The 19970-nt window shown below is 70.3% G+C and carries 24 protein-coding genes, 1 tRNA gene and 1 pseudogene; 15 read left to right on the top strand and 11 right to left on the bottom strand.

All coding sequences use genetic code 11. From position 1 onward, the window contains the following. Positions 1-62: 62 nt before the first annotated feature. Entirely contained in the window at positions 63-572 is a 510-nt protein-coding gene (locus tag P2T62_RS07570; protein WP_276260790.1) for a DUF5797 family protein, read from the top strand. A 103-nt stretch (positions 573-675) separates the two neighbouring features. Beyond that, complete coding sequence (locus P2T62_RS07565) at positions 676-1110, top strand: CBS domain-containing protein (RefSeq protein WP_276260789.1); 435 nt, start codon at positions 676-678, stop codon at positions 1108-1110. Between the two features lie 106 nt (positions 1111-1216). Here P2T62_RS07565 and P2T62_RS07560 read toward each other — a convergent pair whose 3' ends face one another. Beyond that, a complete protein-coding gene (locus tag P2T62_RS07560) occupies positions 1217-2302 on the bottom strand; it encodes a DUF5787 family protein (protein WP_276260788.1) in 1086 nt (361 codons plus the stop codon). Positions 2303-2410: 108 nt separating this feature from the next. Between P2T62_RS07560 and P2T62_RS07555 the strand changes: the two genes are divergently transcribed. Then, complete coding sequence (locus tag P2T62_RS07555; RefSeq protein WP_276260787.1) at positions 2411-4720, top strand: alpha-glucosidase; 2310 nt, start codon at positions 2411-2413, stop codon at positions 4718-4720. A gap of 97 nt (positions 4721-4817) precedes the next feature. On the opposite strand, the pseudogene P2T62_RS07550 reads toward P2T62_RS07555, so the two are convergent. Then, positions 4818-5246: pseudogene (locus P2T62_RS07550) on the bottom strand (bis(5'-nucleosyl)-tetraphosphatase); the annotation flags it as partial. 199 nt (positions 5247-5445) lie between these two features. Between P2T62_RS07550 and P2T62_RS07545 the strand changes: the two are divergent. From P2T62_RS07545 to cysE, 3 genes are all read left to right on the top strand, one after another. Beyond that, entirely contained in the window at positions 5446-5763 is a 318-nt protein-coding gene (locus P2T62_RS07545) for an RPA12/RPB9/RPC11 RNA polymerase family protein (protein ID WP_276260785.1), read from the top strand. 89 nt (positions 5764-5852) lie between these two features. Then, positions 5853-6182, top strand: coding sequence for a transcription factor S (locus P2T62_RS07540; protein ID WP_276260784.1), 330 nt, complete (start codon positions 5853-5855; stop codon positions 6180-6182). A gap of 239 nt (positions 6183-6421) precedes the next feature. Next, positions 6422-7030 (top strand): serine O-acetyltransferase, encoded by a 609-nt coding sequence (gene cysE / locus P2T62_RS07535; protein WP_276260783.1) that lies wholly within the window; start codon positions 6422-6424, stop codon positions 7028-7030. Positions 7031-7177: 147 nt separating this feature from the next. Here cysE and P2T62_RS07530 read toward each other — a convergent pair whose 3' ends face one another. Together P2T62_RS07530 and P2T62_RS07525 are read right to left on the bottom strand one after the other, a co-directional pair. Then, on the bottom strand, positions 7178-7576 hold the full coding sequence (locus tag P2T62_RS07530) for a MoaD/ThiS family protein (protein ID WP_276260782.1): 399 nt from the start codon (positions 7574-7576) through the stop codon (positions 7178-7180). Positions 7577-7709: 133 nt separating this feature from the next. Further along, positions 7710-8123 (bottom strand): MoaD/ThiS family protein, encoded by a 414-nt coding sequence (locus P2T62_RS07525; protein WP_276260781.1) that lies wholly within the window; start codon positions 8121-8123, stop codon positions 7710-7712. 338 nt (positions 8124-8461) lie between these two features. Between P2T62_RS07525 and P2T62_RS07520 the strand changes: the two genes are divergently transcribed. The 3 genes from P2T62_RS07520 (at position 8462) to P2T62_RS07510 (ending at position 9519) form a co-directional block, all read left to right on the top strand. Next, positions 8462-8836, top strand: coding sequence for a winged helix-turn-helix domain-containing protein (locus tag P2T62_RS07520; protein ID WP_276260780.1), 375 nt, complete (start codon positions 8462-8464; stop codon positions 8834-8836). A gap of 2 nt (positions 8837-8838) precedes the next feature. Next, positions 8839-9111 (top strand): DUF7521 family protein, encoded by a 273-nt coding sequence (locus tag P2T62_RS07515; protein ID WP_276260779.1) that lies wholly within the window; start codon positions 8839-8841, stop codon positions 9109-9111. Positions 9112-9186: 75 nt separating this feature from the next. Beyond that, on the top strand, positions 9187-9519 hold the full coding sequence (locus tag P2T62_RS07510; RefSeq protein ID WP_276260778.1) for a DUF7521 family protein: 333 nt from the start codon (positions 9187-9189) through the stop codon (positions 9517-9519). 6 nt (positions 9520-9525) lie between these two features. Here the strand turns inward: P2T62_RS07510 and P2T62_RS07505 are convergent, their stop codons facing one another. The 3 genes from P2T62_RS07505 to P2T62_RS07495 all read right to left on the bottom strand — a co-directional run bounded on the left by P2T62_RS07505 (position 9526) and on the right by P2T62_RS07495 (position 13625). Next, positions 9526-10167 (bottom strand): DNA-3-methyladenine glycosylase family protein, encoded by a 642-nt coding sequence (locus tag P2T62_RS07505; protein WP_276260777.1) that lies wholly within the window; start codon positions 10165-10167, stop codon positions 9526-9528. Between the two features lie 348 nt (positions 10168-10515). After that, positions 10516-11901 carry a RimK family alpha-L-glutamate ligase gene (locus P2T62_RS07500; RefSeq protein ID WP_276260776.1) on the bottom strand — a complete coding sequence of 462 codons (1386 nt, stop codon included), beginning with the start codon at positions 11899-11901 and terminating at the stop codon, positions 10516-10518. A gap of 77 nt (positions 11902-11978) precedes the next feature. Next, on the bottom strand, positions 11979-13625 hold the full coding sequence (locus P2T62_RS07495; protein WP_276260775.1) for an alpha/beta hydrolase: 1647 nt from the start codon (positions 13623-13625) through the stop codon (positions 11979-11981). Between the two features lie 200 nt (positions 13626-13825). Between P2T62_RS07495 and P2T62_RS07490 the strand changes: the two genes are divergently transcribed. Then, on the top strand, positions 13826-14905 hold the full coding sequence (locus P2T62_RS07490) for a succinylglutamate desuccinylase/aspartoacylase family protein (protein ID WP_276260774.1): 1080 nt from the start codon (positions 13826-13828) through the stop codon (positions 14903-14905). 66 nt (positions 14906-14971) lie between these two features. Here the strand turns inward: P2T62_RS07490 and P2T62_RS07485 are convergent, their stop codons facing one another. Continuing rightward, positions 14972-15229 carry a hypothetical protein gene (locus P2T62_RS07485; RefSeq protein ID WP_276260773.1) on the bottom strand — a complete coding sequence of 86 codons (258 nt, stop codon included), beginning with the start codon at positions 15227-15229 and terminating at the stop codon, positions 14972-14974. 191 nt (positions 15230-15420) lie between these two features. Here P2T62_RS07485 and P2T62_RS07480 point away from each other — a divergent pair, with 191 nt between their 5' ends. The 3 genes from P2T62_RS07480 (at position 15421) to purF (ending at position 17451) form a co-directional block, all read left to right on the top strand. Further along, positions 15421-15603, top strand: coding sequence for an LSM domain-containing protein (locus P2T62_RS07480; protein ID WP_276260772.1), 183 nt, complete (start codon positions 15421-15423; stop codon positions 15601-15603). Between the two features lie 2 nt (positions 15604-15605). Further along, complete coding sequence (locus tag P2T62_RS07475) at positions 15606-15782, top strand: 50S ribosomal protein L37e (RefSeq protein ID WP_276260771.1); 177 nt, start codon at positions 15606-15608, stop codon at positions 15780-15782. A gap of 196 nt (positions 15783-15978) precedes the next feature. Next, a complete protein-coding gene (purF, locus tag P2T62_RS07470) occupies positions 15979-17451 on the top strand; it encodes an amidophosphoribosyltransferase (RefSeq protein WP_276260770.1) in 1473 nt (490 codons plus the stop codon). Between the two features lie 33 nt (positions 17452-17484). Here purF and P2T62_RS07465 read toward each other — a convergent pair whose 3' ends face one another. Together P2T62_RS07465 and P2T62_RS07460 are read right to left on the bottom strand one after the other, a co-directional pair. Continuing rightward, complete coding sequence (locus P2T62_RS07465) at positions 17485-17751, bottom strand: hypothetical protein (RefSeq protein WP_276260769.1); 267 nt, start codon at positions 17749-17751, stop codon at positions 17485-17487. 62 nt (positions 17752-17813) lie between these two features. Continuing rightward, on the bottom strand, positions 17814-18404 hold the full coding sequence (locus P2T62_RS07460; RefSeq protein ID WP_276260768.1) for a DUF420 domain-containing protein: 591 nt from the start codon (positions 18402-18404) through the stop codon (positions 17814-17816). 89 nt (positions 18405-18493) lie between these two features. On the opposite strand from P2T62_RS07460, the gene P2T62_RS07455 reads away from it, so the two are divergent. Beyond that, a complete protein-coding gene (locus tag P2T62_RS07455) occupies positions 18494-18637 on the top strand; it encodes a rubrerythrin-like domain-containing protein (RefSeq protein WP_276260767.1) in 144 nt (47 codons plus the stop codon). A 468-nt stretch (positions 18638-19105) separates the two neighbouring features. Here P2T62_RS07455 and P2T62_RS07450 read toward each other — a convergent pair. Beyond that, positions 19106-19190 (bottom strand) — tRNA-Leu (locus tag P2T62_RS07450). Positions 19191-19355: 165 nt separating this feature from the next. On the opposite strand from P2T62_RS07450, the gene P2T62_RS07445 reads away from it, so the two are divergent. Next, positions 19356-19853: a helix-turn-helix domain-containing protein gene (locus P2T62_RS07445; RefSeq protein ID WP_276260766.1), complete on the top strand. Its 498-nt coding sequence runs from the start codon at positions 19356-19358 to the stop codon at positions 19851-19853. Positions 19854-19970 lie beyond the last annotated feature (117 nt).

The following is a 19970-nucleotide window of genomic DNA, read 5'->3' as shown; positions in this document are numbered from 1 at the left end:
ACTCGTCCCGCTGGCGAGCGCGACCCGCAACCGTTTCAAGCCGTCCGCCGAACCCTCGCCCGATGACCGAGGCGGACCTCACCGACGAGGAGCGCGAACGACTGGGCGACGTGGTCGCGCTCCAGCCCACGAAGAACGCCGAACTCGCGGACCGCTGGGGGCTGGAGGGCGGCAGCGAGGTCCACTCGTACCTCGAGAACCACCTGAAGGAGTACTACTTCCGCGACGAGAACAGCCTCATCCGCGCGACGGAGGAAGCCGCCGAGATCTCGGGTGTCGACCCCGGCATCAGCGAGAACGACGACGGGAGCCGCGTCGTCCGCGTCCCGGACCTGCAGTACCACGTCCTCCGCGTCCTCGCGGACCACGACGAGGAGCCACAGAGTGTCGTCGGCGTCCTGCAGGCCGTGCGCGGCCTCGGCGAGGGGCTCGACCCCGACAACGACGGCATCCGGGAGGCGCTCCGCTCGCTCGCCAACAAGGGCGTCGTCGAGACGGTCAAGCTGACCGTTCCCACGTACCGGCTCGCGACGCCGCGCGAGGAGCTCGAGGTCGAGCGACTGGACGACTGAGGCGACAGATCGGGTGACCGGACGGCCGACCGCCGACACTGACCGGTTCTCATTCCGCGGGAACCAGCCGTACAGCCAGTACCGCTGCCGTCCTCTCCCACGTATGGGACTCGAATCAGTGATGACGACGGACGTGGTGACGGTCGACCTCGACGACACCGTGCTGGAGGTGGCCGCGGTGTTCCGCGAGCGCGATGTCGGAAGCGCCGTGGTGCTGAACGCCGCCGACGAGGTCTGTGGCATCGTGACCGACCGGGACCTCGTGGTCTTCGGCCAGGAGTTCGTGGAGACGCTGGAGCGGACGGTCGTGAATCAGATCCTCTCGCCCGTCGTGTTCACCGCCACCCCGGACACCGACACGCACGAGCTCGCGCGGATGATGCGCGACGAGGGCGTCCGTCGCGTCCCCGTCCTCGAGGAGGGGGAGCTGCGCGGCATCGTGACGCTCGACGACCTCGTCGTCCAGCTGGCCGAGGACCTGGACAACCTCGCGGCCCTCATCAGGGCCGAGCCGCCGAACCGGGTGATCGTGGACTGACCGCAGCCGGCGGTGCAGCCGCCACGGCTGTCAGTCGAACACCAGACATAATCGAAAAACTCGCCTATTTCTCACCAAACCGCGAAACAAGACGGTATTTCGGCCATTACTCGCGAAATCGTGCGCGCTGTCGCTCCAGTAGCCGCGTCGCCCCCTTCCCGGGGCCGCCGTCGATGGGCCACCCGTGCGAGCGCCACGCCGGCGGCTCGGGCTCGAAGGACGGGCACGAGCCCGAGCACTCGCGGGCGGTGACACAGCGGCCCTTCGCCGCGCACGCTGGCAGCGGCGCCGCTGCATCGGCCAGCCGGAAGTGTCGACAGTCCGTTCGGACGTGGTCGGCGTAGCCGCGCCAGCCGCGCTCGTAGGCCCGCTCGGCGATTTCGCGGCGCTTGCTTGCCTTCCACGACGGGTCGACGTACTCGAACCGCGCGGCCGACTGGTCGTGGTCGCCGCCGGCCGGCCGTTCGAGGATGCGCGTGCCGGGCGCGTCGACCGCGAGCGACCGCGGCTGCCAGATCGGCTCGACCTCGAGCCCCGCCGGCCCGTCGCCCTCGCGGACGGCGAGGATACCGGCCTCGACGGGCAGGCGCTCCAGCAGCGCCGGCTCGACGCCTCGGCCGTCCTCGTCGCCCGTGGCCCGTGTCGCCACCCACACCTCGTCCGCGAGGCCGAGCGCCACGTCGCGCTCGAGCTGGTCGCCCAGGGCCCGCGCGGCACTCGCATCCAGGTCGGGCTTGTTCTCGATGGCGACGACGCGCTCGACCCATTCCGGGTAGCGCCACTCCCGCCGGAGTTCGATACGGTTGCCGCGCTTGCGTCTCTCGACGAGGTCGCGCTCTGCCGCCTCGTGCACGGCCTCGCGGACGTACTGCCACGGGTATCCCGGGGCGGGCAGCGCCTCCCGGTACCAGGCCCAGTCGGCCGGCGCGTGCCGGACGACGTGCAGCAGGTCCGAATCCAGCGCCCGCTCGCCGAACACCGCCCGCGCCTCCAGGGCCGCCCGGTCGCACTCCAGGACGAGCGTGTCCCACCGGCGGTTCCGAACGCCGAGCTGGCGGGCGACGAGGACCGCCCGGTCGGCGGGGGGGTCACCACCGGGTGGCCACCGTGTCTCGGCCCACCGACAGACCCGCAGCTCGAAGGGGAACTCGCGGTCCGGGAGCGGCCACCCGCCGACTTCGCCGTCGGTCACGACCGGGTGGATGGGGGCAGGTGGCTAAACGGTTCCGTCGGTACGCGCGCCGGGAGCGGACCACCCGACGGCGACAGGCCTTTCGCGCTCCCGGGCACGAGCCGTGTCATGGACTGGGACAGCGACCGTCGCCGCTTCCTCCGGGCGGCCGGCGCGACGGGGCTCGCGGCCGGGCTCGCGGGCTGTACCTCCTTCTCGGACCCGCCGGGTGCCGGATCGATCACGGGGCGACCGCCCTCCGTCACGTACGACATCGGGGACTACCGGGTGCTGTGGGACGACCCCGACGAATCGGGGGACGGCACCCCCGCACTCCGGGTCACTCATCCCGGGACCGGGACGACGCTCCTCCGGTCCATCCGGGGCGAGAACGTCCTCGCGGCGGCGCGGGCGACGCTCGACGTGACAGAGCGCCGCGGCACGTTCGAACTGGACGAGACGACGGAGACCGCGTTCGTCGACCAGCGCGTTCGGGCCGTGACGCCCGGCACGGCGGCCGTCGGCGACCCGTTCCCGTCCGGCGTTGAGACGGTGACGCTCTCGGGGCTGCTGACGGCCGACGACGGCGAACCAGTCGACTACGAACTCGCGTTCGCCGCGCTCCCGGACGGCCACTGTGGCCTCTCGGCCAGCGTCGGCGGCGAGGCCGATCGCCTGCGCCTGCGCTACCGGACGCCCGCGGACGAGCGCGTCTACGGCTTCGGCGAGCAGTTCAGCCACGTCGACCTGAAGGGCCACGAGGTCCCCATCGTGACCCAGGAGCAGGGCATCGGCCGCGGACGACCCATCGTCACACAGGTCGTCAACGCGGCGGCGCCGGGCGCGGGGGGTGGACCGTTCTCGACGTACGCGCCGATGCCCTACGCGCTCTCCGACGCCGGCTACGGGCTCTGCCTGGAGAACGCATCCTACAGCGTGTTCGACCTGCGGCGCCGACGAGAGGCCTCCGCGCGGGTGTACGCCGACAGGCTCCGTGCGCGGCTGTTCCCCGCGCCCACGCTCGCCGCAGGCGTCGAACGGTTCACCGCGTACGCGGGTCGGATGCCGCCGCTCCCGGAGTGGCTGAACCGCGGGGCGGTCGTCGACCTCCAGGGCGGCACCGAGAAGGTGCGCGAGGTGTGGGCCGAACTCCGGGCCCGGGACACGCCGTTGGCCGGCGTCTGGCTGCAGGACTGGGTCGGCGCCCGCGAGACGAGCTTCGGGTCGCAGCTCTGGTGGAACTGGGAGCTGGACGAGGCCACCTACCCGGGCTGGGACGACCTCGTCGCCGACCTCCACGACGCGGGGGTGGGCGTCCTCGGCTACGTGAACCCGTATCTCGCCGACGTGAGCGGGAAGTCCGGCGTCGACCGGAACCTGTTCCGCGAGGCTCGGGAGGCCGACTACCTCGTCACCGAATCCGGGAGCGACGAGCCGTACATGCTCACCATCACCGACTTCGACGTGGGCATCCTCGACCTCTCGAACGACGACGCCCGGGCGTGGTTCCGCGCGGTCATGCGCGAGAACGTCCTCGACAAGGGATTCGACGGCTGGATGGCCGACTTCGGCGAGGGGCTCCCGTTCGAGGCCGACCTCGACGACGCCGAGGCCGACAGCTACCACAACCACTACCCCGTCGAGTGGGCCGCGCTCAACCGACAGGTCGTCGAGGCCGCGAGCGAGGACGGCTCCGGCGGTGACCGCCGCCTCGGCCGGCCGACGTTCTTCACGCGTGCCGGCTTCACGCGCTCGCCGGGCGAGAGCACGCTGTTCTGGACGGGCGACCAGCTCGTCTCCTGGGACGACCACGACGGGCTCGGGACCGTCGTCCCGGCGCTGCTCTCCTCGGGACTCTCGGGCGTCTCGCTCAACCACCCCGACGCCGGCGGCTACACCAGCATCGTCCGCTCGGGCGTCGGCGTCAGTCGCTCGCGCGAGGAACTGCTCCGGTGGCTCGAGCTGTCGGCGTTCACACCGGTCTACCGGACCCACGAGGGGAACCAGCCCGGCGAGAACGCCCAGATCTACGACGACGATGGCACGTACGACGCGTTCGCACGGTTCGCGAAGGTGTACGCTGCGCTCGCGTCGTACCGTGAGGAGTTGATGCAGGTCGCCGCGAACCGGGGCCTGCCGCTGGTGCGTCCGCTCGCGATGCACTACCCCGGGGACGACATCGCGGCGGGCCGGGACGACCAGTTCCTGCTGGGGCGGGACGTGCTGGTCGCGCCCGTCACCGAGCGGAACGTGCGCGACCCGTTCGTCTACCTCCCGGACGGCGAGTGGCGCCACCTCTGGTCGGGTGAGGTCCGGCAGGGTCGCGGCTGGCGGCGTGTACTCGCCCGGCTCGGCGAGCCGCCCGTCTTCCTCCGGGTCGGGAGCGACATCGCCGCAGCGCTCCCCGACCGACTCCGGTCGCTGGACGTGCTGGAGTGAACGACGGTCAGGCCTCCCCGTCCCGCCCCCCGCCGTCGGCCTCGGCCGCACCCTCCGCGGCTTCGGCACCCGTTTCGGGAGTCCCCTCGTCGGCGTCCTCGTCCCCCTCCAGCGTCTCGTCGAGGAAGTCGTGGGCCTCCCGGAGGATGTCGCGGGGCCCGTCCTGGGTGATGGTGTTGATGGCCTGCTCGTAGTCGCGCCACTGCAGGTCGCGGTGCTCCTTCGACAGTTCGGCGGACGCCTCGAACGACTTCGCGATGAACAGGTGGACCGTCTTGTGGATGGTGTTCCCGTTCGCCTCGAAGACGTAGTCGTAGTCCTCGCGGAAGCCATCGATGAGCCGGAAATCCTCGATTCCGGCCTCCTCTTTCACCTCGCGGATCGCCGTCTGCTGTAACTCCTCCTCACCCTCGATACCGCCCTTGGGGAACTCCCAGTCCCCCGGACGGGACTTGAGCAGGAGGTACTCGCGACGGCCACGGGTGTCACGAAAGAGGATGGCTCCCGCGCTCGTGGCCTCTATCATTGGAGACGAGTATACGACCATGCGTTAAATCGGTGTCGGACGCTAGACCTGTTCGATTCCGGACCCGGATCGGCGCTGGACCGTCCCTGGCCCGCCGCGACGGCGCCCCTCCCGACCGCCCTCCATCGCTGGGATCGCACCGCTCTCCACCACCTCGGCACCGGGCTCTTTACTGTCACCGCCCGACAAGGTGGCGGGCATGGAGTTCTGCGACGAGTGCGGCTCGATGATGCACACGGCGGACGGTACCTGGGTGTGCCGCTCCTGTGGCCACGAGCAGTCCCGCGACGCGTCGAGCGAAGCGGGGGTCGCGACCAGCCAGGAGCAGCAGGACGACGGGACACCGGCCGTGGTCGACGCGACCGACGGGACGGGCGAGGCGGTGCGGGAACCCTGCCCGGCAGACGGCTGCGACAGCGACCGGGCCCACTACGAGATGCTCCCGAAGCCGGGTGGGTCGTACGAGGTTCGACTGTTCACCTGCGTCGAGTGTGGCCACAAGTGGCGCGAATCCTGACTGCGCCCTGGCCGACCCCCCAGGGGGGCAGTTTCCGCCGGAAAAGCGAGATACTTACAGACACCGATAGAGAACCCGTAGCCAGTCAGATGAAATTCTGCGACGAATGCGGTTCGATGATGCACTCCGGGAAGGACGAGGCTACCTGGGTGTGCCGCTCCTGTGGGCACGAGGAGGGCCGTGGCGACGACGACAGCGAGACGATGACCACCACCGAGGGACAGAGCGACGACGGGCCGGTCGACATGTCGGAGGTCGACGACGAGGAGATCGGCCCGACGACGACGGTCATCTGCCCGGAGTGTGGCCACGACCGGGCCCGCTACGAGATGAAGCAGATCCGCGCGGCCGACGAGTCCGAGACGCGCTTTTTCACCTGCACGGAGTGCGGCCAGAAGTGGCGCGAGGACGACCACTGACCCAGCGGCCCGGTGCCCGCGCGCTCGGGCAACACGTTTTAGCCGCTGGACGGTCCACGGTCGGGTAGCCATGGGCAGCACGCGTCACCCGCGCCGACCCCGCAGCGTCCGCCAGCCCGCGGTCCGTGCGGCGCCGTGCTGCTGTTGTTGACTCTCCTCGTCTCCCCCGTCGGCCGACCTCGTCGGCCGGGGCATCGCCGTGTATCAACCGTCGACCGCACACCCACGACCCACACCACATGTTCGACCACATCCGCGAGGACATCCGTACCGCCCGCGAGACCGACCCCGCCGCAACCAGCGCTGCCCAGGTCCTGCTCTACCCCGGCCTGCACGCCGTCTGGGGCCACCGGCTGGCCCACGCACTCCACGAACGGGGCCACTCGTTCGCCGCCCGGCTCCTCTCCCAGTTCGTCCGCCTGTTCACCGGCGTCGAGATCCACCCTGCGGCCGACATCGGGCGCCGGTTCTTCATCGACCACGGGATGGGCGTCGTCGTCGGCGAGACGGCCGAGGTCGGCGACGACGTGGCCTGCTACCACGGCGTGACGCTGGGTGGCGACTCCCCACGACGGGAGAAACGCCACCCCACCGTCGAGGACGGCGTCACACTCGGCGCGAACGCGACGCTCATCGGCGACATCACGGTCGGAGAGGGGGCGACGGTCGGCGCGGGCGCGGTCGTCACGAAGGACGTTCCCGCGAGCGCGACCGTCGCGGGCAACCCGGCCCGGCGTATCGACTCCGGCGACGGGACGGAACCCCCAGCCGAGACGGCCGACGACGCTGTCGACGGCGAACTGTCGGTCTGTGGCCCCGACTGCCCGGCCGCAGAGCCGGCCGACTGAACCACCGGCGCCGGAGCCCGCCGTTCACAGGCAGTCCGACGTGGATGGCCGACTCCCGAGGTCGGGGAGGCAGCCAACACTCGCTGCCACCGGCCACGTCACGATGAGAGTCCGCCGCCGATCTGTACGTGGGGCCCCTCGGGCGATCTACATACAGAACATGAACGGGTACATCAGCGCGACCCGGTCCCCGTCCTCGAGTTCGGTGTCGAAGCCGTCGAGATGCTCGTTGAAGGTGCCGTTGACGACGACACGGACGTAGGGGCGCGTCTGCTCGCCCTCCGGGTTCTTCGCCCAGTCGCCCGGGAGCTCCTCGATGTCGACCCAGCCCGCGGTGCTGGCACCGTCCTCCGTCTCCGCGACGAGCATCTCCTTCAGCGCCGGGTGGTCGTCGAACAGGGCATCGAGGAACTCACGGAGCGTGTCACCCTCGAAGGTGTAGTCGAAGCGGTGCTCGCCGAGTTCGCGCCGGACGTGACCGGTTGCCTTCACGTCGACCGTCGTGGTCGCGGCCCGCTCACCTTTCGCATCGGTGGTCGTGCTCATAGCGGGAGGTCCGACAGCCCGCTCCGAGTAGCTGACCCCGAACATATTCGGGCGACATGGGAGCTGGAGCGACGGCTCCGGGTTCGCAGACGGAACGGAGGTACGGAACGAGGAGCGGCCGGCTCCGGGCCCCTCAGCAGGTCAGCGGCTCGACGAGCTCGACGCGGTCGCCGTCGTCCAGCTCCGCGTCCGCGCCGCCGCGGTACTCGTTGAACGTCCCGTCGATCATCACACGGACGAACGGACGCTTGCCCTCGGCCATGTCGTCCTGGAGGTCGGTCCAGCCGGCGTCGTCCTCGCGCCGGGTCTCGCCGATGAGGCGGTCGGCCAGCTCCGGGCGCGCTCCCAGGAGCGCGCCGACGAACTCACGGAGCGTATCGCCCGTGAAGGTGAACTCGAACCGCGGGTCGTCGAACTCGCGCCGGAACCGCCCGCAGGCACGGACCGACACGGTGGTCGTCGTCGCTGCCTCGGCCCCCTCGGGCGCCGTCTCCCGCGCTTCGCTCGCGGGTGGGCCGCCGCTCAGGCCTGTGGCGTCAGAGGTCATACCGAACAGTTGCGAGTACTCCACCATCAAGCTGCTCCCGGTTCTCACCGGGTGGAGATAAGTGGGCTCGACGGCCGGAACGGCGCGATAACCCCATCCATCCACGTTGCGGGAACTCGCGAGCCGGGCACCCCAGCCCCCCACGGGCCAGCGCGGCGACCGACTGGTTCCCCGAGGGTGGTCCCTCGGGAGACGCACGTCTCGGCCGGGCTGTCACGCGCGCTCTCGAGACGCTCCGAGCCGATGAACGCCGCGACGCTTCCGTCGGCGTCCCGCCGAGCGTGCGTACCCCGCCGGCTTCGTGGAGATTTTAAGCAGGGGGCGTCGACTCACCGGGTATGGCGCGGAACCTGCGCTCGGAGCCCGATCCCCGCCTCGAAGAGGTACTCACGGCGCTCGACGACGCCGACTGCCGGGCGATCATCCGGGCGCTCGACGAGCCACTATCGGCCGGTGAGGTATCCGAGCGGTGCGACATCCCCTCCTCGACGGCCTACCGGAAGCTGGATCTGCTGACCGAGGCCGACCTGCTCCGGGAGGCGACGGAGGTCCGGCCGGACGGCCACCACACCACGCTGTACGACGTCGACTTCAGCCGTGTCGTCATCGCGCTCGAGGAGGACCGCACCCTCGATGTTGGAATCGACCGGGCGAAGCGCACGGCCGACGAACAGCTGGCGGCGATGTGGGAAGAGGTGCGCAAGGAGACCTGACCATGGTACACCCATTCGGAATCACGGCGGCGAAGACGGCGACCCTCATCCTCGGGGGACTGATCACGTACTTGACAACGAAGGCGTATCGACGGACCGGGGCCCCCTCGCTCCGGGCGCTCGCGATCGGCTTCGGCATCATCACCCTTGGAGGCGCCGTCGCGGGCGTCGGTGACCTCACCGGGGCCATAGACCTCCGGACGAGCGTCCTCGTCCAGAGCGTCGTGACGGCCATCGGCTTCGCCGTCATCACGTACTCGCTGTATCAGGAGTAGATGGACCGGGGACCGATTCCCAGCCGTTGAGAGCCGGCGTGCCATCATTTACCGGACCGATTCGATAGCTCCGGTATGTTCCCGAGTGAATCCCTGCTCGCGTCCACGAAGCTGGCGACGCTGGTGCTCGGCAGCGTCATCGCGGTGCTCGCCCAGCGGGCCTATCGCCGGACCGGCAACCGTTCGCTCCGGGCCCTCGCCCTGGGGTTCGGGCTGCTGGCCTCCGGCGGGGTCGTCGCGGGCCTGCTGCACACCCTGCTGGACCTGTCGCTCCTCGAGATCCAGACCGTCCAGAGCCTGTTCACCGCGGCTGCGCTGGCCGTCATCGTCCGCTCGCTGTTGATCGACGACCACCCCGGGGGTCGCGAGATGGGCCACGGCAGAGGCTCCACGGACGGCCGGAACTGACCGGCGTCAGCCGTCGGTCGGCACGTTCGGGTCCCCGTCCTCGTGGTGGTGCCAGAGATAGAGCGCCGCGTACGACCGGAACGGCCGCCAGGGCTCGGCACGCTGGCGCATCTCCGCGCGCGACAGGTCGCCGCACAGCGACTCCATCGCGCGCCGGATACCCAGGTCCTCGACCGGGAACACGTCCTCGCGGCCGAGGACGAACATCGCGAACATCTTGCCCGTCCAGTCGCCGACGCCGCGGATGTCGGTCAGATCGGCCACGACGGCCGCGTCGTCCATCGCGGCGAAGCGGTCGCCGTCGAGTCGCCCCTCCTGTGCGGCCCGGGCCGCGCTCCGCACGTAGTCGATCTTCTGGCCGGAGAGGCCCACGTCGCGGAGGGCGGCCTCGTCGGCCGCGAGCATCCCCGCGGGCGTCACATCGAACCGGTCGAACAGCCGCTCCCGGATCGCTGCGGCGGAGGCCGAGGAGAGCTGCTGGTTGACCAGCGAGACGACCAGCCGCTCGAACGGGTCGCCCGCAGGGTCGAGTTCGAGCGGGCCGTACCCCTCGACGAGCGGCGCGAGCACCTCGTCGCGGGCGAGGTGGGTGTGGGGGTCCTGCGGCTCGTCGGGTGCCGTATCGTCACCGTCGGCGTCTGGGGCCATCGACACCGACTGCGGGGCCGGGGCGGATATGCCTCTCGCTCGTGGCGGACAGGCGGCACGGCCGCGCCCTCGCGAGCGAGGGCTCGTCGAGGCGCACTCGACCCAGTCCCGAACCGTGTGCCGCGCTGGCGGAACCGATCGGGGCGTGGCATCCACCCCGGTCGGGTCGGCGGTCCGGGAGCGACTCGTCAGCGCATGGGGACGCTGGTCCCGGTATCCGTCTTCAGATCTCGCCCACCGGGAGCCATCCGCATTATCGTTGAGAAAATCAAATTACCGCATTGAACCCTATTCTTTGATTATACAGATTCTATTCGCACCTTTTCACCGAAACAGAGCCACTATCAGCTACTCTTCCGCGTTCTCCTCCTCCTCCTCGACGTCCTCGCCGGAGCGGAGGTCGCTGTCCGCACGGCGGCGGACGTCGACGCGGTAGTGCTCGAGGATGTCGCGCCCGAGCAGCATCGGGTAGTCCATGTGCGAGCGGTCCTCGACGGACGCAGCGACGGTGTGCTGGGTTCCGCCGACCCCGACGACCACGTCCACGACCGGCCGGGACTTGCCGGACTTCAGGCTGCCCGATTTGATTTTCACGATGTCCTTGATGGGACCGGTCCCGACGTCGGCCGCCAGCCGGGCGTCGATACTGGTCCGTGTGGCACCGGTGTCGGATTTGGCCATGATGGACTTCCGGCCGCTGGTCCCGACCACGTCGACCTCCTCGATGTAGCCGATGACGGCGGGTTCGCTCGGCTCGTCCGTCTCGACGCGCGGGGCACAGGACGGCCGGGAGTCGTCGAGCGTCGTCGCCAGCCGCTGGACCGTCTCGTCCTCGACCATCACGTCCGCACAGTCGAGCGCGAGCTGGGCGATATACGGCGCGGGCGAGCGGCCCGTCGCCTCGAACAGGCCCTTGAACCCGGCCGTCGGGTTCACCTCGAGGATGTACCAGCCGTTCTCGCCCTCCACGAGGTCGACGCCGGCGTAGTCCAGCCCCACCACGTCGGTCGCACGGGTCGCGATGTCGACCACCTCGTCGGTGAGCGCGTCGCCGGCATCCTCGACGTTGCCCCCGAGCGCGACGTTCGTCCGCCAGTCGTCCTCGGGTGCGTGCCGCCGCATCGCCCCGACCACCTCGCCGCCGACCACGTACACCCGGAGGTCGGTGTGGTTCTCGGGGTCGCGTTCGAGGAACTGCTGGAGGAACGCCTGGCGGGTCCCGACCTTCGGATTGAGCGAGTCCTCCTCGCCCAGTTTCCAGGTTCCGCCGCCGTGGGTCCCGATGGCGGTCTTGTAGACGAACTCCGGGCCGAACCGATCACGGCCCTTCTCCAGCCGGTCCTTCGAGAGCGCCATCATCGCGTCCGGCACGGGGAGCCCAGCGTCCGAGAGGGCCACCCCACTGGCGAACTTGTGGAGGGCCGTCAGCGTTGCCGGCGGCCGGTTGAGTGTCGGCGCGAGCCGTTCGACGGTCGTGGCGAGGCCCAGCAGCTCCGCAGGGTGTTCCTCCTTCGAGAGCAGCAGCCGGTTCACGACCACGTCCACGTCCGGTTCCAGCCGGGGGACGCCGTCCTCGATCTCGACCGCGAGGTTCTCGGCCCGGAGCCACTCCGTCCCGTAGCCCATGTCGTCGACCGCGTTCAGGATGGCCTTCGTCTCCTTCGAGTTGTGGAGACTCAGGACACCGACCGTCGTCTCGCCGGCGTCGTCGCCGGGCGGGGTTCCCGTACTCATATCTAGTCGTCCGAGGGTCACCTCCTAATCCTGACGGTGCGACGGGCCTCCGGAGTGGTGTGACATACCAGCGGTTCTCAGGCGTCGGTCACCGGGACTCCGACCGAGAGGTCCTCCAGCAGGACCGTCCCGGGCGTCCGGACGGAGCCGTGTGCCGGGAACATGTCGGAGACCGCGGTGAGTGTGAGGTAGAGCTGCTCACGTGGACCGATATCGGCCGCGACGCCCGGCAGTTCGACCGTCCGGTCGGCGCCCATCACGGGCTCGACCTCGTGGATCGGCATGACGTTGTTCTGGAGGACCTGTGCGGTCGCGGGGCTCTCGCCCACCGAGAGCCCGACGAACAGGCGCTGGTCGACGCCGAGCGACGTTACCGTCGCCGACAGGTCCGGGACGCCGGCGACCGTCAGGGGGCCGTCCGCGAGCGGCAGGTGGACGGGTGCGCCGGCGCCGGTGGTCGATGCGACGGTGTCCGTGTTGGCGATCCCGAGGCCGCCCGCCCCGTCACCGTACACCGAGAGGTCGACCTCGCCGAACCGCGTGCGGTCGTCGAGGCGCTCGACGGCGACCCGGCGCTCCCCGGATGCGGTCTGGAGGCTGTAGGCCGACCCGACGAGCGAGCGGGCGTCCGCGTCACCGTCGCGGATGCCCTTGAAGAACTTCAGCCGGGCCTCGTCGTAGAACCCGGGCCCGGACACGACGCCGCCGAAGCTCGTATCGCCGGCGGGGACGGCGTTGGGCAGCGCGTGGCCGCCGTTGTAGCCGACCACGGCGCTCCGGGCGCGGGCGCCGTCGGTGAGCGCGCGCTCGAAGTTCTTCCACGCCTGGTTGAGGTTGAACAGGTTGTCCGAGAGCCCCTGACCGAAGAGGACGGGGACGTCGAGCCGGACGCCGTCGGCGACGAAGCCGGCGGCCCCGTTGTCGGAGAGCCGGCGTTCGAGGTCGGGTTCGCCGGGCTGTTCGCCGTTGGGCCACTGCCCGGTCGTCGCCCCGTACGCCAGCCCCTCGTGGATGTGCTGGGGCACCATCGACGCGCCGGCCGCGTACAGCGCCAGCACCCACGTCGAGCGGACCACGTTCTCGGGCGCGAGCGACCCCGTGAGGTCGTACCAGGTGATCTGGGGCGCGAGCGCGTCGAACCGCGTGAACCCACGCTCGGCCGTCTCGGTGAGCGCCCCGACGAGCTGGTAGCCGCCGCCGTAGCTCCGCCCCATCGCGAAGACGGTCGGGTTCTCCTTCTTCGGGATGGGGAGCCCCTTCGGTTCGCTCCGGGCGACCCACTCCAGGTCCGCGACGTGATCCAGCACCGCGATGACGTCCTGGCCCTCGCGGTCGGGCTCCTGGATGTGGGCCTGCCCACCGGACTCGCCGTGGCCGCGCTGGTCGAAGCTCAGGACACCGAAACCGGCGTCGAGTTCCGTCCGGAAGGCCCCCTCACCGGAGGTCCGGGACCCGCTCCAGCCGTGCGAGTGGAGGATCATCGGAACCGGGTCGTCGGCCGACGCGCCGGCGGGCCGGTACACCGTCGCCGCGATGTCGACCGGCTGGGTCGAGTCGTCGCTCCGGATGGTCACGTCCTCCCGCGTGTGGTCGGGCGCCGCCGCCCCGGTTCCCGTCCCGAGTCCGAGCGCGGCCCCGCTAGCCGCCGTCAGCTGGAGGTAGCGCCGTCGTGTCACGTCGTCGGTCGTCCGCTGTGGGTCGTTCCGCAGGGTGTGGTCGGTCATTCTGGGTGGTGTTGCGGCCGTGCCGGGACCTCGCCGTACGCGGCGGCACGGTCGGTCGTACACGGAGCGCGAGTCCCGACCACCCTGGCCGTTGCGCCGGGCAAGCGGGGCCAGTTAAGCCAGTCCCTCGCCCGGAGGGATCCGGCGCCGGCGGGACGGTGAGTCGGGGGCTTTTGTAGTTGCGTCCCCCCCGTCAGGACATGACTGACGACGACGCCGTGGACGAGGAGGGGCTTGCGGCCCTCCCGGGACCCGAGGCCGAGCCCGAGCCGTTCACCTACGACGGCGGCCGGGTCGATCCGGGCGAGACCCAGAACGTCCGCTACGGCGTCAGCGAGACCTACCTCGGCGAACCGATCCGCGTCCCGGTCACCATCGTCAACGGTGCGCGTGCGGGCCCCACGATGTTCCTCTCGGCGGCCGCGCACGGCGACGAGCTGAACGGCATCGAGGTGGTCCGGGAGGTCGCCCACGAGTGGGACCACACGGGCCTCGCGGGGACGCTGGTCTGCCTGCCCGTGCTGAACGTGCCGGGGTTCATTGCCCAGCAGCGCTACCTCCCCATCTACGACCGGGACCTCAACCGCTCGTTCCCGGGCGACCCCGAGGGCACCTCCGCGAAGCGCATCGCCCACCGTATCCACCGGAACTTCCTCGAACCCTGCGACCTCGGGCTGGACTTCCACACCTCGACGCGGGGCCGGACCAACACGCTCCACGTCCGCGCGAACATGGAGCACCAGCGGACGGCACGCGTCGCCAACGCCTTCGCATCGAACGTCATCATCGCGGGCGAGGGGCCCTCGGGGTCGCTCCGGCGCGAGGCGACCGAGGCCGGCGTCCCGACCATCACCGTCGAGATGGGCGAGGCCCACCGCTTCCAGCGCGACCTCATCGACCGCGCGCTGGCGGGGACGCTGTCGGTGATGGCGGAGTTCGGCCTCCGCGAGGAGCAGGCCGTCGCCTGGCCTGGCTGGCGGACCGTCGTCGACGGCTCGGCCGAGAAGACCTGGCTCCGCGCGGACGCTGGCGGCCTCGTCGAGATGCACCACAATCGGGGCTCGCTCGTCTACGGGGGCGACACCGTCTGCACCATCACGAACCCGTTCAAGACGGACTCGACGGTGGTGGAGGCGCCGTTCACGGGACTACTGGTCGGCGTGCTGGAGAACCCGCTGGTCTACCCGGGCAACCCGCTCTGCCACCTCGTCCAGCTGGACGAGCGGACCCAGCGCGCGCTGGAGCGAGAGGGCGAGCGCACGTCGGACGCCCGGTCCTGAGCACGCTCGCGCCCCCGGCCGTGAACCACCTCGACCGCGCCAGGGCGGATCGGCGGTCGCATGGCGTCAGTCGTAGCTGTCGAACTCGTACTCCTCCTCCTCCTCGTCGCTCAGGAACCGCGTCTTCACCAGGTACGCGACGACGGCGAGGAAGACCAGTCCGACGAGCGCCGCGACGACGGCCCCCGTCGAGCCACTGCCCGACTCCGGCTGGACGTTCTCCTCGGCGGCCTCGAACGCGACGTCCTCGTCGGCGTCGCGCGCGTCACCCTTCGTGAAGGAGGCGTCCTGCACGTGGACCTCGAGGAACGTGATGTCGACCATGGCCGGGATTCATCGGGCTGGGGTTTAGCGGTTGTGGGGCGGTGCCAGCTCGGGAACGAACGGACACCCCACCGGACCGGCGTCCGTGGATGCCGCAGACTCGGTCGACCGCCCGGCGTGCGGGGGTCGGGGACGGCGCCGCCGGTCCGGGTGTCGGTGCGTTTATGCGGTCGGCCCGCGCGTTCACTGGTATGCCGGGGCGACCGCTCGACGTGCTCGAGGAGACGCTCGGAGACGAAGTGACGGTCCACCTGAAGGGTGGCGAGGTGTACGAGGGCGTCCTCGACGGGTACGACCAGCACATGAACCTCGTCCTCGGGGGCGAGAACACAACGATTATCCGCGGCGATAACGTCGTCTCGATTCAACCGTAACCATGACTGGAGCCGGCACGCCCTCTCAGGGGAAGAAGAACAAGACGACCCACGTGAAGTGTCGCCGCTGCGGCGAGAAGTCCTACCACAAGCAGAAAAAGCAGTGCGCGTCCTGTGGCTTCGGCAAGTCGGCGAAGCGACGGGACTACGCGTGGCAGGACAAGGCGGGCGACCACTGAACGCGGAGTCCGGAACCGTACGTCGACCAGGGAACGGCCCGAACCGCGACGCGACCCGTTCTGCTCGCGGACACCACCACCGCCAGCGTCGGCTCCGCCCCCGTATCACTCGACCGTCGTAGACCGGTGACGGCCGTGTCACCTGAGACGGCCCAGTTGCGAATCTTTTTGCCGGTCCGGTCGCTCCCTGCGCACAATGACAGGCCGGGATGCGGACCTGGGCGGCCCGACGGAGAAGTGCGGCGTCGTCGGGGTGTCCCTGGACGAGCGGGCCGCCGCGCGCCCGCTCTACTACGCGCTGTACGCGCTCCAGCATCGGGGACAGGAGTCCGCCGGAATCGTCACACACGACGGCTTCCAGCAGCACTCGCACGTGGAGATGGGCCTCGTCGGTGACGCCTTCGACGAGGGCGACCTCGACCAGCTGAACGGGCCGGTGGGCATCGGGCACGTCCGCTACCCCACCGCGGGCAGTGTGAACGCCTGCTGTGCGCAGCCGTTCTCCGTCTCGTTCAAGTCGGGCTCGCTGGGCCTGAGCCACAACGGCAACCTCGTCAACGCGGGCGAGATCCGCGACGAACTCGCCGGACTGGGCCACGCGTTCACCTCCGACGGGGACACGGAGGTCATCGCGCACGACCTCGCGCGCAACCTGCTGGAGGAGGACCTCGTCCGCGCGGTCAAGCGGACGATGTCCCGCATCCACGGCTCCTACTCGCTGACGATCATGCACGACGACACGGTGCTGGGCGTGCGCGACCCCGAGGGCAACCGGCCGCTCTGCATCGGCGAGACCGACGACGGCTACATCCTCGCCTCCGAGTCGGCGGCCATCGACGTGCTGGACGGGGAGCTGGTGCGCGACGTGAAGCCGGGCGAACTCGTCATCCTCCAGCCCGACGGCGAGGGGTTCGACGCCTACCAGCTGTTCGACCGCGACAACACCGCACACTGCTTCTTCGAGCACGTCTACTTCGCGCGACCGGACTCGGTCATCGACGGGAGCCTCGTCTACGACGTGCGCCGCGACCTCGGGCGCGCGCTCTGGGCCGAGAGCGGCGTCGACACGGACGTCGTCATGCCGGTCCCCGACTCCGGACGCGCGTTCGCCTCGGGCTACGCCGAGGCCGCACAGGAGGAGGACGCGAGCGTCGAGTTCGCGGAGGGGCTGATGAAGAACCGCTACGTCGGCCGCACGTTCATCATGCCCACGCAGGACGCCCGCGAGCGCGCCGTGCGCCTGAAGCTCAATCCGATAAAGGACGTCGTCGAGGACCGCACGGTCACCATCATCGACGACTCCATCGTCCGGGGGACCACCTCCACCCAGCTGGTCCAGCTGATGCGCGACGTGGGCGCCGAGGAGGTCCACGTCCGCATCGGCGCACCGCCCATCGTCGCCCCGTGCTACATGGGTATCGACATGGCCTCGCGCGAGGAACTCATCGCGGGCGACAGGACGGTCCCCGAGATCGGCGAGGAGATCGCCGCCGATTCGCTGGAGTACCTCTCCATCGACGCCGTGGCCGACGCGCTGGACCAGTCCCGCGCGGACCTCTGCCTGGGCTGTGTCACCGGCGAGTACCCCTACGACATCGAGGGAGAGACGACAGACCGCGACGTCGAGCGCCCGGTCATCGGCGGCGAACCCGCGGCGGCCGACGACTGACGCCTCGCCGAGCCCGTTCCCCCACCGGCACCATCACACCTGCTCGTCCGCGCCCGTCAGCCGCCGGTACTCGTACCGCAGCGGGTCGACGAGCGTCGGCAGCAGGACGAAGGCGGTGCCGAGCGCCACGAGTCCCAGCCAGAGCGGCCGGGTTCCGTCGGTCACACCCCGGGGCAGGAGCGCGAAGGTCCCGAGGAGGAGGACCGCCACGACGACGAGTTCGCCGAGCCCGCGGACGACGACGCGTGGTTCCTCGCGGAACTGGTCGCGGAGTTCCGCGAGTTCGGCGCCGAGGTTCATACCGCCGACTGGGGCGGCACGGTTCTTAGCTTCCGGGGAGGAGCCACCATCCCAGCCCGAGGTCAGTACACCACGTACAACATCGCGAAGACCGCGACGCCGAGCGAGAACGAGACCAGCCACAGCGACGCCGCGACGCGGCCCACGCGGGGGTGGAGCGAGCCGTACACCTCGCTCGGCGGGCGGGTCGCGGCCACGAGCAGCACGTAGTACAGCAGCGGCACGCAGACGATGGCGAGCAGGATGTGGATGCCCAGCACCGGGAGGTAGACGAACCGCTCGACGGCCGCCGGGCCGGGGAACGGCGTCGGGCCCAGCAGCGCGACCCGGTAGAGGTACAGTACGAGGAAGGTCGCGAACAGGCCGAAGCTCGCCACCATCAGGCGGGCGTGGCGGGTCACGTTCCCCCGGCGGATCGCGCGCCAGCCGGCGCTGATGGTCCCGATGGCGACGAGACTGATGACGGCGTTGACGGGCGGGATAGCCCCCAGCACGCTGTCGGGCGCACGCGGCAGCAGCCCCTCGGGCACGACACCGAGAGCGGCCGAGAACACGAGCGCCAGCGACACGATCGTCAGGACCGCCGTCGCCTCCCGCACACGGTCCCGGAGGAGCGGAATCGCCGCCCCACTGCCGGGCTCGGAGGTCGTCATGCACCCCCCTACGGCCCGGGGGCTTATCGATTCCGTGCGTTGTGTGACAACACTTATCATAGCACGGCAGCAACCACCACGTACGACAGATGACGTACACTGACCCGCACCACGCCGACGACCCCATCTACGAGTGTATGGATTGCGGCGACCGGCCGTCGGACGTGGACGGCCGGCTGTGCCCGAAGTGCGGGGGGTACCTGACGAACCTCGGCATCGCCCGCGACCGGTAACCCGACGGCGACCACGCTCCTTCGCGGTGGGGAGTGTCGACTCCGGACTCCCGGTCCGGAGCGTCTCCTCTCGGAGCTCGACGGACAGAGCGACAGCGTTCGGCCGTCCACCCTGGTCGGCGCGGCTGTCGCTATCTGTGTAGCGTTCGGTAGGATTTGCGTGGGTGCCGTCCCAAAGGGATGGCACCCGCACTGACGTTGCGCCGTGTGGCGCGATGCAGTGCGTGGGACCGGATTTGAACTTCCGTCGTTCCGCTCGCTTCGCTCACTCCACGACGACCCTCGCGCCCTGGCGGGCGCTCGGCGGCGGACCCCTACGGGACAATGCCCTCATCTCGCGTCGCCTGTTCGGCTTGGGGCCGGGCGCTGGAGCTATCGCTGTCGGAGTAGCGTTCGGTAGGATTTGCGTGGGTGCCGTCCCAAAGGGATGGCACCCGCACTGACGTTGCGCCGTGTGGCGCGATGCAGTGCGTGGGACCGGATTTGAACCGGCGGACCCCTACGGGACAGCGCCCTCAACGCTGCGCCGTTGGCCTGGCTTGGCTACCCACGCACGTTCTGGTGCCGAAGCCAATCGGACGGACGAGAGATTTGCTGATATGGTTTTCGTTCCACGCGCGGGGCGGGGGAGCGTGCCACGGTCCCGGTTCGGGGACGAGTCACCCGGAGAATCGGGCCGAACGCGAATTTGAAGTGTCTGGGTCGGCTCTGTGTCGCCATGGCGAAGTACTCGACCGGGGGACGCAGCGGGGGCGCCAGCGACAGTTGCGAGCTGTGTGGCGCCGAGGACCGCGACCTCCGGACCGCGACCGTGGCGGGCGCGAAGCTGGATGTCTGTGGCGAGTGCGCCCGCCACGCCGAGGACGACGACGGCCGGGGCGAGGAGGACGAGGAGCGCGAGCGCCGGCGTCGGGCCGCTCATAACACCGCGAAGGTGAACGACGCCCGGAAGGGCAACCCCGAGCACTGGGAGAAGGGCGGCACCGACTACGACGACGACCCGCTCCCGTACCTCGTCCGCGACTACGGCGACCGGCTCGAGGACGCCCGCCAGGAGGCCGGGCTCCAGACCGACGAGCTCGCGGGCGAACTCGGCGTCGACGAGGCCGACGTGCTGGCCGTCGAACAGGGCCGCGCGACCCGCGCGGGCGTCGGCGGCTCGCTCATCACCGCGCTCGAGGAGCGACTCAACGTCCAGCTCGCCGAGGACACCTGAGACCCCCTTTCTCCCCCGTCGTCCGCCGTGCCGCCCGCTCCGCCCGTGAGCCGGTGGTTCGATGCCGGGGGCCACGTCACCGGACCGATGGCTTATGGCCCCGCCGTCGTTCGTGGC

This window comes from Haloglomus litoreum (assembly GCF_029338515.1).
Classification (GTDB): Archaea; Halobacteriota; Halobacteria; order Halobacteriales; family Haloarculaceae; genus Haloglomus; species Haloglomus litoreum.
The sequence above is the reverse complement of the archived record's forward strand: the minus strand, read 5'-3'. Positions and strand labels throughout refer to the sequence as shown.